This is a genomic window from Vibrio algicola, from assembly GCF_009601765.2.
GTDB classification, from domain to species: Bacteria; Pseudomonadota; Gammaproteobacteria; order Enterobacterales; family Vibrionaceae; genus Vibrio; species Vibrio algicola.
Genome location: NZ_CP045699.1, coordinates 1316473 through 1332336 on the forward strand (window position 1 = coordinate 1316473; position 15864 = coordinate 1332336).

The following is a 15864-nucleotide window of genomic DNA, read 5'->3' on the forward strand; positions in this document are numbered from 1 at the left end:
TAGATCTTTAAACTTGTTGAATTAGATTGCTTCAACTAAAAACAAAAACCTGTCACAGGCTAACACGCCACAAATAAATCCATAAATTCATTCACTGGCATGGCTTCTAATGTTTTCTGATCGGTACACGCTTCTACAATCTGTTGCGCTTTACTTGGTACAAAACGGGTTTTGAGGTTGCGCTCAAACTTACTTTCAAGCACAGGGATCCCCTCTTCGCGGCGACGACGGTGGCCAATAGGATACTCAACTTCAATCTTATCGGTAGAGGTACCATCTTTAAAGAACACTTGCAGCGCATTGGCAATTGAGCGCTTGTCCGGATCAAGGTAATCGGTGGTGTATTGGCTATTTTCTTGGATCACCATTTTATCGCGTAATACATCAATACGATGATCGGCTTGATGGAAGCTATCTTCATAATGCTCTGCCTCTAAATCACCATGGATTAATGGCACCGCGATCATATATTGCAAACAATGGTCACGATCAGCTGGGTTGGCCAAATCGCCAGTTTTTGAAATGATCCGCACTGCCGATTCATGGGTGGTGACTTCGATTCGTGCGATATCATCAAAACGATCTTTGACGCTATTATGCAATGTTACCGCACATTCAACCGCGGTTTGTGCATGGAATTCGGCTGGGAACGATAACTTAAATAAAATATTATCCATCACATAGCTCTCAAAGCCTTGGCTCATCTTAAACGCTTCACCGTTAAACAATACATCGTTAAAGCCCCAAGTTGGTGCGGATAATACCGAGGGTAACCCCATTTCGCCTTTCATGGTGATCATGGCTAAACGCACAGCGCGCGAGGTGGCATCCCCTGCTGCCCACGATTTACGCGAACCCGCATTTGGCGCATGACGATATGTACGCAACGCACATCCATCAACCCAAGCTTGTGATACCGCATCAACAATTTGATCACGACTGCCGCCAAGCATTTTAGTAACGACCGCCGTTGAAGCCACCCGCACCAGTAATACATGATCAAGTCCTACGCGGTTGTAGCTATTTTCCAGAGCTAATACTCCTTGAATTTCATGGGCTTTGATCATCGCCACCAGCACATCTTTCATGTTTAGTGGCGCTTTGCCTTGAGAAACCGCCACTCGGCTTAAATAATCAGCGGTGGCTAAAATGCCGCCTAAGTTATCTGAAGGATGCCCCCATTCTGCCGCCAGCCAAGTGTCATTAAAATCTAACCAACGGATCATACAGCCAATATTAAACGCACCGGCCACCGGATCAAGCTCATAAGCGGTACCTGGTACTTTTACCCCATTACGCACTGTTGTGCCGGGTACAATTGGGCCTAAATGCTTAGTACACTCAGGAAATTTTAATGCCAGTAAGCCGCAACCTAGTGTATCGATTAAGCAGTTGCGCGCGGTGTTTAAAGTTTCGGGTGAAGTGATTTCTGCCTCTGTTACATAATCGGCAATTTGCAGTAATAACGCATCCGGTTGTGGGCGATGGTTGACTTCAGCTTGATTGATTTGATTTGTCATTATGTTGAATTCCTTTCGATTTTTTAACTGTGATATGCGTAAGCTCGATTTTTATAAATAATCTCGAAAACCGTTATGGCCGTTGCTCTATTGGCAACCATTGTTGATGCTCTGGGCCTACATAATCGGCACTTGGGCGAATAATTCGGTTATTAGCACGCTGTTCAAACACATGCGCCGCCCACCCAGTTAAGCGACTCATAACAAATATTGGAGTGAATAGCTTGGTTGGAATATCTAAGAAGTGATACGCAGAGGCATGGAAGAAATCGGCATTACAAAACAGGTTTTTCTCCCGCTTCATCACTGCTTCAACTCTTTCAGATACCGCATACAAATGGCTATCTCCAACCGATTCCGATAACACTTTTGACCAATGCTTGATCAATGCATTACGCGGATCCGATTCACGATAAATCGCGTGACCAAAGCCCATCACTTTTTCTTTATTCGCCAACATGTTCATCAATTCATGCTCGGCTTGCTGAGTTGAATGCCATTGCTCGATCATCGCCATCGCTGCTTCATTCGCCCCGCCATGTAACGGCCCACGCAAAGTGCCAATTGCGGCGGTAATACAAGAATGAATGTCCGATAAAGTAGATGCGCATACTCGCGCGGTAAAGGTCGAGGCATTAAATTCATGCTCGGCGTATAGCACCAATGAACAATGCATCACTTGACGTTGTAATTCGGTGCTAGGTTTATCGGTCAGCATTTTAAGAAAATAACCACCAATACTGTCTTCAGTTTGATCATCCGTTTCAATACGAACACCGTCATGGCTAAAGCGATACCAATAACAAATGATGGCTGGAAATAACGCTAACATTCGCTCGGTAGCATCTAATTGCTGCGAAAAATCCTCTTCCATTTCAAGATTACCCAATATAGAACAACCAGTGCGCATCACATCCATTGGGTGAGCATTCGCTGGGATCAACTCTAATGCCGCAATTAACGCTTGAGGTAAACCGCGCAATGATTTGAGTTGTTGAAGATAGTTTTCAAGCTCAAGGCTATTTGGAAGGTGACCGCGTAACAATAAATGCGCCACTTCTTCAAACTGAGCATGCTGAGCCAGATCGGTAATATCATAACCGCGATAAGTTAAACCGGTCCCTGTTTTCCCCACGGTACATAAGGCTGTTTCCCCAGCACTTTGGCCGCGTAAACCGGCTCCAGATAAAGCCGTTTTGCTTGACTGTGTGTTTTGTTGTATTGGATCGGAAGCCGCGAGCGATTCTTGCAAATTTGAAACGTTAGCAGTAGACATACAAACATCCTTTTAGCGTTATTGGTTCAAAGTATGACAGTGAAGATCTTTGCCTTCTGTTTATCGTCATTGTTGTTGTTATTTTTTCATTTCTTTAATACATTACGATTTAAACAGTTGATCTAATTTATCTTCATAATGATGGTAGTTAAGGTATTGGTACAGTTCGTCGCGAGTTTGCATTTTCTCAAGCACTGCACTTTGATCGCCATTTTGGCTGATTGACTGATAGACAGTTTCAGCCGCTTGATTCATGGCTCGAAAAGCACTTAATGGATATAACACCATTTCAACCCCATGCTCGCCTAACTCTTGTTGATTAAATAAAGGGGTTTGGCCGAATTCGGTAATGTTGGCTAAGATCGGCACCTTTACTGCGCGGGAAAATTGCTGATATTGTTCTAACGTTAAAATCGCTTCAGGAAAAATCATATCTGCTCCGGCTTCAACACAAGCCACCGCACGCTCAATTGCTGCGTCCATCCCTTCAACGGCTAACGCATCGGTACGCGCCATGATCACAAACTGAGGATCAATACGCGCATCGACCGCTGACTTAATTCGGTCAACCATTTCAGCCTGTGACACAATCGCTTTATTCGGACGATGTCCACAACGTTTTTGCGCCACTTGATCTTCAATATGAACCGCAGCCACACCCGCTTTTTCCATCGCTTTAATAGTTCTGGCAATTGAGAATGTGCCCCCAAAACCGGTATCGATATCCACCAGCAAAGGCAAATCACAGGCATTAGTAATACGTTCGGCGTCAATTAACACATCGTTTAAGGTGGTGACACCCAAATCTGGCAGTCCATAAGAGGCATTCGCCACCCCCGCGCCAGACAGATAAATGGCTTGGTGCCCTGCTTGTTTGGCCATCATGGCGCTGTAGGCATTGATGGCTCCAACAATCGCTAATGGTTGAGCTTGCTTGACTGCCGCTCGAAATTTTGCACCATGACTCATAATGTTTCCCTTATTAATTAGTAGATGTGCCGCTGTTAATCGTTGTGCCGTGTATATTGACGCTAACGCGAATAAGATATATACCCGTCTTACTTGAAGCTGCAGCTTTTTTGGCTGCGCTAACTCACCCCAATCACTTAGGCAAGCTAAGCTCATGGGGCTTCGTTTACTTGCCGCCTCACTGCAACTTCAATTACTTTGGGTATAAACGGATATTATTGCTCAAGTTGCGCTTCTATTATCTTGCGGCTGGCAGCGATATGGCGTCGCATTAACATCTCAGCCAACTCTTCATCTTTATTTCGCAGTGCTTGTAAAATGAAGTAATGCTCATCTAATGCGCGTTTCGGCCGCGCAGTTCGAGTGGCTGACTGCAAACGATACATACGAACAAGATGATAAAGCTCACCGCATAACATATTGATTAATTGTTTATTTTTACTGGCAAGAATAATTTGATAATGGAAATCAAAGTCGCCATTTTGTTGGAAGTAGGTTTCGCCATCGACTTGCTCAATATGCTCGGCATGTGCTTCTAATACTTGCTTAAGCTGCTGCCAAGTTTCTTCTGTCATAAAACGCGCCGCTAATCGCGCCGCCATGCCTTCTAACGCTTCACGCACTTGATACAACTCAATCAATTTTTCTGGCGTCAGTGTGATCACTCGAGCGCCAACATGGGGAATACGTTCAATAAGCCCTAATCCCTCGACTCGCATCATGGCTTCACGCAACGGGCCTCGACTGACTTGTAAGCGTCGCGCCACTTCTGGCTCTGAAATTTTGTATCCTTGAGCAATGGTGCCATCAACAATATTTTCAATCAGGTATTCCGTTAGGCTAAATGATTTGGTTTCATCTTTTTCACCCGTTTCATTAGGGCGTATTGCATCAGGGGTTGGCATATTCATTTAGCTACTCTATCTATTGTTTGAATGACCGTTATAAATTCAATGACTGTCAACAATCTATCGGATTAACCCCTTTATATGTTACGAAATAGTTAATATCAATCTGGCATTGTTGACAATATGATAACGATCACTAATTTTTCGCATAAAAAAACACCAGCCGCATGACTGGTGTTTATTGGTTATTAGCATCGTTCTTGGTGAAGAATTACTCTTTTATGCTAGGCGCTGCTTCTGGTTTGACCCCCAACTTCTTGATCAATGCATTGAGTTCATCTAATTGTTTCTGCTTGTTATTCAAGCTATTAGTCAATTTTATAGTTTGCTCTTTGGCTAACTTTTCTTTGGCACAAGAATCTGATTTAGGATCCCAACTGGTACCATCTTTAAATAACTTACATTGTTCAGTGAAGTTTTTAGTCTGGGCGATTAACTTCTCACGAGTTGTCGACAATTTCGTAATATCAGTTTGTAGCGCGCCTTGTTTAACAAACAATTCATGTGACTGCTCGTACATATCCGATTGCAGTTCTGTGGTTTTGGCTAATTCTTTATTTTCTGTTTTTAGCACTGCTGCTTTTTTCTTTTGCACCACTAAGGTTTTTTTAACCTTTTGTTGTGTTTGCTTTAGTTTTTCTAATTCAGCCGTTAAGTCTGCTATCTTTTGCTTATCATCTTTACTTTCCGATTTATAGGTTTGAAACGCTTCCACTTCTTTTGATAGATCCGCTTGCAAATCTTGGGCTTTTTGTTGCCATTGCTTTACTTGTTGCAACTGTTTTTGTTGAACTTGTTGGTTTTGTTGTAAAGACGCATCTTGGGTTGAAGATACAATAGAATATGTCACTGCCGAGCCGACTATCACACCCAACAGGCCTACCAAACTAATGTGTTTTTTATTGATCATTGCCGACACCGTACATCCTATCTATTGATTACTTACATATTCAGTAAAAATAACAATACTCAAACTTGAACATTATCGAATTAATTCACTTATCACCACAATGGAGATATACACCCCAAAGCAGCCTAATAAGCCGTAAATGATCCACTGCTGCACTTTCGCATTAGCACGATAGCGGATCAATAAATACGCAAGAGCAGCAAAAACAGCGATAAAAATAAGTCTGATCATGGTTACCCCTCTTACTTAATTATTATGAAGTGTTGGTATAACATTCTGATAGTATTATTACTTTATCTCAACGCAAGTTTTTCAGATTGTTTGCTTTTTTGTTCACATTTTACGCTTTTATTTTTACTTCAACTTAATTATTGGCTATCTAACGCAAGCTTTATCCCTAATGATACCAGCACCACCCCAGTCACGCCTTCCATCCATTTCATCGCCGATGAGTTTTGTACCCAATTTTTAGCTGAATGGATCATAGTGGCAATTCCACATTGCCATACCATCGCGATCACAAAGTGGATCGATGCCATTAATAATGATTGTAGCAGTGGAGAGTATTCTGGATTGATAAACTGCGGTAAAAAAGCGAGATAAAACACCGCTGTTTTCGGGTTCAATACGTTGGACAATAACCCTTCGCGGAACGAACGCTTGATACTGGCGCTTTGTTTGGTAGTGACATTTCCAATCTCAAGCTTGCCTTGCCCTTTCCAAACACCAATCAAGCTGGTGATGCCTAAATATACCAAATAAGCCGCGCCAATCCATTTCATAATATGAAACAGTTGCGCCGATTGCAGCAAAATAGCCGAGATCCCAATCGCCGATAACGTCGCATGCACAAACAAGCCACAACAGATACCTAAGCTGGTTATGCAACCATGCACACTGCCGTTACGAGTAGTATTACGAATCACAATGGCAGTATCTAAACCTGGGGTTAACGTCAATATGGTAATAGTAATTAAAAAAGCACTGGCATTGATGATGTAGAGATCCATGAAGATGTCACGTCCTTTAAGTTGAATATTGAAAAAGTTGTAGGATGAATAAGATTTATATCAGCCAGCAAGAGAGATTGAAATCTTTTTTAACTGAATCATCAATAACATTTCAACAAAGATACATAGCGGTTCGACTGCCGCTTCGCTAAGATACGCAGAGACAATAGAATAACGAAACCGTCAATGTCATTTCCGAGACTATAGGGATATTATGAGCCATTATCAAAAACTGGTGCAACACACTCTCAAGATCGCAAATTTTAACCATTTAGCCGCTATTTCTGGCTGGGATCAAGCTGCCGTTATGCCAAGTGGTGGCAATCAAGCTCGCTCGAACGCGATGGCAGAACTTTCGGTGTTATTGCATCAACTCAATACCGAGCCGCAACTTGGTGACTGGTTTGCTCAAGCTGAACAAGAAAGCTTAAATCACCGCGAGCAAGCCAGTTTGCGCGAAATGAAACAACGCTGGCAACAAGCCAATGTTCTGCCGCAAGATCTGGTACAAGCGAAATCACTGGCAGGTTCTAAATGTGAACATGCTTGGCGCACTCAACGTAAAAATAATGATTGGCAAGGTTATGCTAAAAACTGGCAAGAAGTGGTCAATCTTTCACAACAAGAAGCGCAGATCCGCGCTGAAGCCAATAATAGTAATAATAAAGATACAAACTGCACACCTTATGATGCAATGCTGTCTTTGTATGAACCTGGCACCACCACTCAATCGTTAGATGTGGTATTTAACAATGTCAAAACCTGGTTGCCAAACTTGATTGATAGTGTGATTGACCAACAAGCACAGCAAACGATCATTCAACCGCAAGGACCATTTTCGACTGCCAAGCAAAAAGAGCTCGGCTTAGAGATCATGACATTGTTACAGTTCGATTTTAATCACGGGCGATTAGATGAAAGCGTGCATCCATTTTGCGGTGGTGTACCAACAGATGTCCGCATTACCACTCGTTATGATGAAGCCGATTTTATGCAAGCCTTAATGGGGGTGGTACATGAAACTGGTCATGCGCGATATGAGCAAGGTTTGCCAAAACAATTTGCCGGACTGCCTGTTGGTGAAGCCCGTTCAATGGGGATCCACGAATCTCAATCGCTATTTTTTGAAATGCAGCTAGGCCGCAGCCCTGAATTTATTCAACATCTATCCAATATGGCGGCATCGTCGTTCAGTGGTCACAACGATGCCGCCTTTAGTCAACAGAACTTCCAAAAGCTCTACACTCGGGTAGAAAAAGGCTTTATTCGAGTTGATGCCGATGAACTGACCTATCCTGCTCATGTGATCTTACGCTATGAGATTGAGCGTGACTTAATCAATGGTAAAATCGGCTATCAAGACATCCCTGAATTATGGGATCAAAAAATGCAAGACTACCTTGGCATTAGCACCAAAGACAATTATCAAAATGGTTGTATGCAAGATATCCACTGGACCGATGGCGCATTTGGTTACTTCCCGTCATACACTCTTGGTGCAATGTACGCGGCGCAATTTATGGCCAGCATGAAACAAAGCGTAGATGTGAGCGCCGCGATCCAATCCAGCAACCTGGCCCCTATCTTTAATTGGTTGGAAAGTAATATTTGGAGCCAAGGAAGTTTGTATAATACTGATGATTTAGTGACGAAAGCGACCGGTGAGGTACTCAATGCCGAGCACTTTAAACGACATTTAGAAACGCGCTATTTACGATAACTAGGATAAATAATATGATCACTTTCTCAACCAATTTCGGCGAGATTGAAATTGAATTAAACCGTGCGAAAGCCCCCGTCAGTGCGCGTAATTTCTTACAGTATTGTCAGGATGGGTTTTACGATGGCACTATTTTTCACCGAGTGATTGATGGTTTTATGATACAAGGTGGCGGTTTCACACCGGATATGCAAGAAAAGACCACTCGCGATCCGATCACCAATGAAGCCAATCGTGGCCTGAAAAATGTGATTGGCAGTATTGCGATGGCAAGAACCGAAGCGCCGCATTCTGCTACTGCGCAGTTTTTTATCAATTTAGATAATAACGACTTCTTAGATCACACCGCCACCACCAATTTAGGTTGGGGTTATGCGGTATTTGGGCAAGTCAGTGCCGGAATGGAAGTGGTAAACGCGATCGCTAAAGCGAAAACCACCAGTCAACGAGAGCATGATGATGTGCCATGTGAGCCCATCATCATACAAAAAGTAACGGTTCAGCTTTAGTTTTAGTTTTAAGCTTAGAGTTCGTTTCTAACCATTAAGAAATCGACGCAAAATACGCTTCAATCTGTGCTTGCGTCATTTCTTGAGTTTGATTTGAAAAACAATAGTGCTCTGGGCGTTGGTCGCTGAAATATTGCATCGTCATAGCCAGGTTTTCAATATCGGAAAATAACCCAACTGGCATATTATAGCTTTTCGTTTTATTGAAACGATAAAAAAGATGGGTGCCACATTGGCGGCAAAAGCCTCGGGTTGCCCACGCTGATGATGCGTATTGTTGAATATTGTCAGCACCCTCAAACTTAACCTCAGTGCCACATTGAACCGCAAGCAATGGTCCGCCGCCCCACGTTCGGCACATATTGCAATGGCAAACGGTAAACTTAGGATCAAGCTCGCTAACCTCGACTTTCACTGCGCCACATAAACATTGTCCTACATTGTTATTCAAATCTGACATTTTCATTTTATCCTTAAAGTATGTACCTAGTGGCTTATTGATTAAGACCGAGTTCTTGTTGTATCCGCTTGGTTAAACCCAGAGACACTAAGCGATATGATTCTGTAATGTAATATTTTAGTTCTTCGTCTAACTCGCCGGTGGTATCGGTTTGTTGTATCCACTTCATACCGCGACTAGCAAAATATGGCGCAGGTCGATAACCTTCATGATCACGCAAAAATAGAAAGTTTTGCTCGGACGTTTTAAAAGTATAAGCCGGATTATCATCTGACCCCCACCCGCCAATCGCAAACACTTTTCCGCCTACTTTCCAAACATGGGCATTATGCCATTGCATCACATAGGTGGTTGCCGGAAACGCCCCACAAAACTGATTGAATTTATTGTCATCCATACACTTTGATTCCATGTTTAATGATAACTCAGTAAATCACACTAAAACTTGACGAGTATTCTTGATGTAATGATGGATCTGCCGTTCGGTTTTTGGATCGATCATTTCATCGGGTCGGCAATTATTTGGGCATGCCATTCTCGGTGTCGTGCCAAATAATCGGCAGATCAACGGGCGCTCTTCATACACCGTACAACCATTCGGGCCTAAATGAACACAATTATAGTCATCTAATGCGGCATCATGTTCGGCCTCCGTTTTCACCGGCAGACGAGACATTTCTTCAGAAGACGTTGTCACCGGACCACAGCAGTCGTGACAACCGGGTTTACACTCAAACGATGGAATACGTTCACGCAAATACGCAATCACTTCTCGGTTGTTATTCATAAGGCTTACCTTTTTCGTTTGTATTCTATTTGCTTATTTCGCCTAATTGTACGCTGCTGACGTATAAGTATAGTCATCGATTTTAGCGCAACAAAAAAGGAGCTAAATTTCTCTAGCTCCTTTGGGTAACCATTAACGATTTAAGCAATACGGTTTACTTATAAAAAGCTTCAACCGTGCCTTTTAGTGTTATCAACATTGGTTGACCACGACGATCAAGCGCTTTAGGTGAAGGGATTTTAACCCAACCTTCACTAATGCAATATTCTTCAACATCGAAACGCTCTTTACCATTAAGTGTAATACCAATGATATGCTCGAAGCATTCAGCCACATGGTGTGGGCTGCGTGGATTACCAGAAAGATGATCAGGTAAAGCTGGTTGTGATGTAGTGTCGTTCATGTTCGTGACCTGTGTAAGATAGAAAGTGCGTCATTGTAGTCAATATCAGCCTTACGCTCAAGGAATGTATCTCATCACAAGTAATAGCTTACGACAATACCGATGTGAGGTAATTAGGTTAGAGCATTAACTTTCGCTCATTAAGACATTCATGTGAGCCCATTTCGAATTCACGACAAATCCATGGACGGTTTTCATAAATAGTGCACATGTAATTATCTCGATCCATTGCCGAGCACCAACCATCATCTAAGCGTAGCATGGTTTCACCGCCCCATTGATCATAAGCAATATGCTCTTCAGGCACGCCAGTGTCGGTAATGATCATGACTTCTAATCGGCAGCAACAGGCTTGGCAATTAGAACAAGCAACTTGGTCATCTGGAATATTTTTAACATTGATGGTCATGATTCACTTCATTTTTAAATTCGATTTGTATCCCTCTATATTACGCTAAAAACCAATCTTTATCGTAAAAGTCTCTTTTATAGGCAAAAAAAAGCGCCACCCTAAAGTCGCGCTTTGATTGTATCTTTTAACCAACAAGTTTTATAACCAACTCATTTGATCGCCAGTCCGCTTATAAGTCAGTTAACTTATAAGAAATGGAAAGTGGCACTAACGGTATAGGTGTTGGCTTTAAATTTATCGAAACCAAAACTGTTGTAAGCCGCACCTATTGATAATGAACCACCTGGAATGCTATCAAAGATGGTGTATTCGACACCCGCACCATACATCATGTCGTAGCCGTCATCACTGCCAAGCATTCCACCACTGATATCGTATTTATTGGCACCAAGTTTGCCATAAAACTCAAATGGCCCAAGATTAATACTCGGTTTAATGCCAAGATAAAGTGCACTTAAATCGGAACCTTGAGCTTCACCCAAATCCCAATAACCAGCCTCTAACCCAATGAAAGGAAGAATACCAGTACCGACATTTAAACCGTATACGTTATGGTTGTCTGCACCATTTTGGGTGTAATCAGCCACACCATAGTTTGCCCCCGCGTATAACCAAGAATCAGCAGAAGCTGAGGTGGCAACCGTTGCAAGAGCTAAGGCTAATAATGTTCTTTTCATATCGATTCCTTCGAAATTTATGCGAGCTGCCTCGCGCTTTGTTATTTTCACATATAATTCAGGACTTACTTATTGAAATCAAGTAAAAACACCAACAATTACATTACTTTTACTTTTATCCCTTTAAACTTAACAAGCATCAATGGCAATTTTAACCCGTTTATCGGACACCGGATACGGCGTGCCGAGCTGTTGGGCAAAGAAACTGACTCGTAACTCTTCGAGCATCCAGCGAATTTCTTTAACGTTCTCAGGGACTTCTACCCCTTTCGGGATCTTGCTTAATAGCTGTTTATAATCTTTTACTGCCGATTCGACTTTTAACATATGCAAGCGATCTCGGTTTGGATCGATCGGCAGTTTTTCCATCCTACGTTCTATTGCTTTCATATAACGCAAAATATCCGGCAGACGCTTCCAACCGCATTCGGTGGCAAAACCTTTAAAAATGAGCCCTTCCACTTGCGCTTTAATATCAGATAATGCAAACGCCATAGTGAAATCCACTTTACCTTTGAGCTTTTTATTAATACTAAATGCGGTGGTTAAAATCGTTTCAACTTGTTCGGCAATATCCACCACGGTATCGCCCAGTTCCGCTCTAACATGTTCTTTTAAAGCTTCGAATTGCTCTGGTTGCCACACCAAACCACCTTTTTGTTCGATCAGCTTATCAATACCACAGGCAATGCAATCATCAATCAAATCCAGCACTCGGCCATAAGGGTTAAAGTACAAACCCAATTTCGATTTATTCGGCAAGTTACTGTGCAGATATTTAATGGGTGATGGCACATTAAGCAAAATAAGGCGGCGCTGTCCTGCCTTCATTGCTTGTTGTTGCTCTTGTTCAGTTTCAAACAGTTTGATCTCGACACTGTCTTTGCTGTCCACCAGCGCTGGGTACGCTTTGACTTCAAAGCCACCGCGTTTTTGCTGATAAACCGTTGGCAGCTCACCAAAACTCCAAGTATGTAAACCTTGCTGCTCGATATCGTCATCAGCAACTTTAGATAAAGTCTGCTGTACTTTCTCTTTAAGACTTTCTTTTAGTTCATATAAATCAGAATGTTCTTTCAATTTACGCTTACGGTGATCGACCGCGCGGAACGTCACTTTTAGATGATCAGGAATTTGTTCTAACTGCCAGTTTTCTCGTTTGATCTCAACACCAGTAATACGGCGCAATTCTTTTTCTAACGCATCTAACAGTGGTAATTCCATTGCCTTTTCTTGAGATGACACCCTTGATAGAAAAGCATCGGCATAGTTTGGTGCTGGCACAAAGTTACGGCGTAGCGTTTTTGGTAGCGACTTAATCAAGCTCACCACTAACTCATGTCGTAGCCCTGGGATCTGCCAATCAAAACCTTCTTGGCTAATCTGATTTAAGATCGGCAATGGGATATGCACGGTGACACCATCTCGGTCTTGATCAATAGCCGCTTGCCCTGGTTCAAATTGATAGCTTAATTTAAGCTTTAAACCATTTTGATGCCAAAAGTTCGGATAATCGAGATCGGTCACATGACTGGCATCATTTCTAAACAGCATCGCTTTTTCAAAATTCAGCAGTTCAGCTTCGGTTTGACGCGCCTTCTTCCACCACGCATCAAAATGACGGCCGGACACCACTTCGGTATCCACTCGCTGATCGTAAAAATCAAACAACTCGTCATCATCGACCAAAATATCGCGGCGACGAGATTTATGTTCAAGCTCTTCAACTTCTTTTAATAACTGACGGTTTTGTTTAAAGAAATGATGCTTGGTTTCCCAATCGCCTTCTACTAACGCGCTACGAATGAAAATTTCTCGACATAACGTGGGATCAATCGGGCCATAATTAATGGTGCGTTTTGGCACGATTGGAATGCCGTACAACATCACTTTCTCATGCGCCATCACCGCAGCTTGTTTCTTCGACCAATGCGGTTCGCTGTAACTGCGTTTGATTAAATGCGGCGCCAGCGGTTCAATCCATTCTGGTTGGATTTTGGCAATGATCCGTCCCCAAAGTTTGGAGGTTTCAACCAGCTCGGCCGACATAATCCATTTGGGTTGTTTCTTAAATAAGCCAGAAGCTGGGAAGATATGAAAACGAGCATTACGCGCGCCTTGATATTCGCTCTTTTCTGCATCTTTCATACCAATATGCGATAACAAGCCCACCAATAAAGCGCTGTGCACCGCTTCGTAATTAGCTGGTTCACTGTTTAACTTGGTGTCCATTTCACGCATCGCTTGATGGATTTGGAAATACACATCCTGCCATTCACGCACTCGTAGATAGTTAAGGTAATCTTGCTTACATTGCTTGCGGAACTGATTACTCGATAGTGCTTGTTGCTGCTCTTTAAGATAATCCCACACATTAACAAAGGTTAAGAAATCGGAATCTTCATGGAAGAAACGTTTATGCTTTTCATCTGAAGCTTGTTGCTTATCCGATGGGCGTTCACGCGGATCTTGGATAGACAACGCCGCCGCAATGATCATCACTTCTTTTAAGCAATTGTATTTCACCGCTTCTAGCACCATACGAGCTAAACGAGGATCAATCGGCAAGCGCGCCAATTTTCGCCCCGTTGCGGTTAACCGTTTTTTAGGATCGCTCGAATTGGGGTTAATTGCGCCCAACTCTTCCAGTAAACGTACCCCATCTTGAATATTGCGTTTATCGGGCGCTTCTACAAATGGGAAGGCATCAATATCGCCTAACCCCAATGAGGTCATCTGCAAAATAACCGATGCTAAGTTGGTGCGAATAATTTCAGGATCGGTAAATTCATCACGCGTATTGAAATCATCTTCCGAATACAGGCGAATACAAATACCATCACTGACACGCCCACAACGCCCTTTACGCTGATTGGCGCTGGCTTGTGAGATCGCCTCGATTGGCAGACGTTGTACCTTGGTGCGATAACTATAACGACTGATACGCGCGGTACCCGGATCGATCACATATTTGATCCCAGGAACCGTCAGCGAGGTTTCGGCCACGTTAGTCGCCAGTACAATACGGCGACCAGTATGGGATTGGAAAATCTTGTTTTGCTCGGCTGAAGATAAACGCGCATACAGCGGCACGACTTCGGTATCACGCATGCTGCGATTGCCAACCGCGCGTTTGGTTAAGGCGTCGGCGGTATCACGAATTTCACGCTCACCATTCATAAAGATCAAAATGTCGCCCAAACCTGGTTCGTCACACAATTCATCGACCGCTTGGAATATGCCTTCTAGCTGGTCGTGATCTTCTCTCTTTTCATCAGAGCCAGCGTCATCTGGATTAAGCGGACGGTAACGAACATCCACCGGATAAGTACGGCCTGACACTTCAATGATTGGCGCTTGATTAAAATGGTTCGAAAAGCGTTCTGGATCGATGGTTGCCGAGGTGATGATAATTTTAAGATCAGGGCGTTTTGGCAATAATTCTTTCAAATAGCCCATAATAAAATCGATGTTAAGGCTACGTTCGTGCGCTTCATCGATAATTATGGTGTCGTATTGGTTTAAAAAACGGTCGTGCTGAATTTCCGCCAGTAAAATACCGTCGGTCATTAATTTGATTTGAGTGTTATCGGAGATCTGATCGTTAAAGCGAACTTTATAGCCGACATATTCACCCAATGGCGTTTGCATTTCTTCGGCAATACGATTGGCAACCGAGCGCGCCGCTAATCGACGTGGCTGAGTGTGACCAATTAAACCAGTGCGACCTCGGCCAAGCTCACTACAAATTTTAGGGATTTGAGTGGTTTTACCCGAGCCCGTCTCACCGGCAATGATCACCACTTGGTTATTGGCGATCGCATCGGCGATATCATCACGCTTTTGGCTGACTGGCAGAATATCTGGGTATTCGATATGCGGTTTTTGTAAACTGCGATTTTGCACTACCATCATCGACTTGGCGATATCCATGGCGATTTCATCAAACACTTTGGCTTTTGCGTCTGGATTTTTAATCTTGTTAGCACCGTGAATACGCTTACTTAAACGAAAACGATCGCGGATCATGCAGTCTTTCAGTGCGCAGCGCAGACTATGTGCGCTATTCCCTTGTTGGGAAGACGTGCCTTTCTGTGAAGATGGGCTTTGCTGAGAAGAAGAATTTGGTTGATGAGGCTGAGACTGGGTCAAAGCAATTCCTATTGAGACTTAAAAGTTTGAAAGCACGTAACAATATCGCCCTATCGATTCAATCAAATGAATCGATAGATTGTGGCTTTAAAAGCGAAGGATATTGGAACGGAAATTAGAGCTATGATAACACAGCCCTAAATCGATAAGA

Annotated in this window: 16 protein-coding genes; 2 read left to right on the forward strand and 14 right to left on the reverse strand. The window is 43.0% G+C overall.

Features of this window, described 5'->3' with window-relative positions; all coding sequences use genetic code 11:
* Window positions 1–59: 59 nt before the first annotated feature.
* The 7 genes from GFB47_RS06075 to GFB47_RS06105 form a co-directional block, all read right to left on the reverse strand.
* Window positions 60–1520, reverse strand: a complete 1461-nt coding sequence (locus GFB47_RS06075) for a bifunctional 2-methylcitrate dehydratase/aconitate hydratase (protein ID WP_153447167.1) — start codon at window positions 1518–1520, stop codon at window positions 60–62.
* Window positions 1521–1593: 73 nt separating this feature from the next.
* Complete coding sequence (prpC, locus tag GFB47_RS06080; RefSeq protein ID WP_153447168.1) at window positions 1594–2796, reverse strand: bifunctional 2-methylcitrate synthase/citrate synthase; 1203 nt, start codon at window positions 2794–2796, stop codon at window positions 1594–1596.
* Between the two features lie 102 nt (window positions 2797–2898).
* On the reverse strand, window positions 2899–3765 hold the full coding sequence (gene prpB / locus GFB47_RS06085; RefSeq protein ID WP_153447169.1) for a methylisocitrate lyase: 867 nt from the start codon (window positions 3763–3765) through the stop codon (window positions 2899–2901).
* Between the two features lie 215 nt (window positions 3766–3980).
* A complete protein-coding gene (locus GFB47_RS06090; RefSeq protein ID WP_153447170.1) occupies window positions 3981–4676 on the reverse strand; it encodes a GntR family transcriptional regulator in 696 nt (231 codons plus the stop codon).
* 208 nt (window positions 4677–4884) lie between these two features.
* Window positions 4885–5583 carry a hypothetical protein gene (locus GFB47_RS06095; protein WP_153447171.1) on the reverse strand — a complete coding sequence of 233 codons (699 nt, stop codon included), beginning with the start codon at window positions 5581–5583 and terminating at the stop codon, window positions 4885–4887.
* 72 nt (window positions 5584–5655) lie between these two features.
* Window positions 5656–5814, reverse strand: coding sequence for a hypothetical protein (locus tag GFB47_RS06100; protein WP_178306453.1), 159 nt, complete (start codon window positions 5812–5814; stop codon window positions 5656–5658).
* Window positions 5815–5951: 137 nt separating this feature from the next.
* Window positions 5952–6593, reverse strand: coding sequence for a LysE family translocator (locus tag GFB47_RS06105; protein ID WP_153447172.1), 642 nt, complete (start codon window positions 6591–6593; stop codon window positions 5952–5954).
* Between the two features lie 214 nt (window positions 6594–6807).
* On the opposite strand from GFB47_RS06105, the gene GFB47_RS06110 reads away from it, so the two are divergent.
* Window positions 6808–8313 carry a carboxypeptidase M32 gene (locus tag GFB47_RS06110; protein WP_153447173.1) on the forward strand — a complete coding sequence of 502 codons (1506 nt, stop codon included), beginning with the start codon at window positions 6808–6810 and terminating at the stop codon, window positions 8311–8313.
* A 14-nt stretch (window positions 8314–8327) separates the two neighbouring features.
* On the forward strand, window positions 8328–8822 hold the full coding sequence (locus tag GFB47_RS06115) for a peptidylprolyl isomerase (RefSeq protein WP_153447174.1): 495 nt from the start codon (window positions 8328–8330) through the stop codon (window positions 8820–8822).
* 34 nt (window positions 8823–8856) lie between these two features.
* Here GFB47_RS06115 and GFB47_RS06120 read toward each other — a convergent pair whose 3' ends face one another.
* The 7 genes from GFB47_RS06120 to hrpA form a co-directional block, all read right to left on the reverse strand.
* The gene (locus GFB47_RS06120; protein ID WP_218619077.1) at window positions 8857–9282 is read right to left on the reverse strand and encodes a GFA family protein; all 426 of its coding nucleotides are present in this window, start codon (window positions 9280–9282) and stop codon (window positions 8857–8859) included.
* 34 nt (window positions 9283–9316) lie between these two features.
* Window positions 9317–9679 carry an MmcQ/YjbR family DNA-binding protein gene (locus GFB47_RS06125; RefSeq protein WP_153447176.1) on the reverse strand — a complete coding sequence of 121 codons (363 nt, stop codon included), beginning with the start codon at window positions 9677–9679 and terminating at the stop codon, window positions 9317–9319.
* A 36-nt stretch (window positions 9680–9715) separates the two neighbouring features.
* Window positions 9716–10069 (reverse strand): YkgJ family cysteine cluster protein, encoded by a 354-nt coding sequence (locus GFB47_RS06130; RefSeq protein ID WP_153447177.1) that lies wholly within the window; start codon window positions 10067–10069, stop codon window positions 9716–9718.
* A 154-nt stretch (window positions 10070–10223) separates the two neighbouring features.
* On the reverse strand, window positions 10224–10472 hold the full coding sequence (locus GFB47_RS06135; protein ID WP_153447178.1) for a DUF3297 family protein: 249 nt from the start codon (window positions 10470–10472) through the stop codon (window positions 10224–10226).
* A gap of 118 nt (window positions 10473–10590) precedes the next feature.
* Complete coding sequence (locus tag GFB47_RS06140) at window positions 10591–10881, reverse strand: YkgJ family cysteine cluster protein (protein WP_153447179.1); 291 nt, start codon at window positions 10879–10881, stop codon at window positions 10591–10593.
* Between the two features lie 188 nt (window positions 10882–11069).
* Window positions 11070–11561, reverse strand: a complete 492-nt coding sequence (locus tag GFB47_RS06145; RefSeq protein WP_153447180.1) for an outer membrane beta-barrel protein — start codon at window positions 11559–11561, stop codon at window positions 11070–11072.
* A gap of 129 nt (window positions 11562–11690) precedes the next feature.
* Window positions 11691–15713 carry an ATP-dependent RNA helicase HrpA gene (hrpA, locus tag GFB47_RS06150; protein ID WP_153447181.1) on the reverse strand — a complete coding sequence of 1341 codons (4023 nt, stop codon included), beginning with the start codon at window positions 15711–15713 and terminating at the stop codon, window positions 11691–11693.
* Window positions 15714–15864 lie beyond the last annotated feature (151 nt).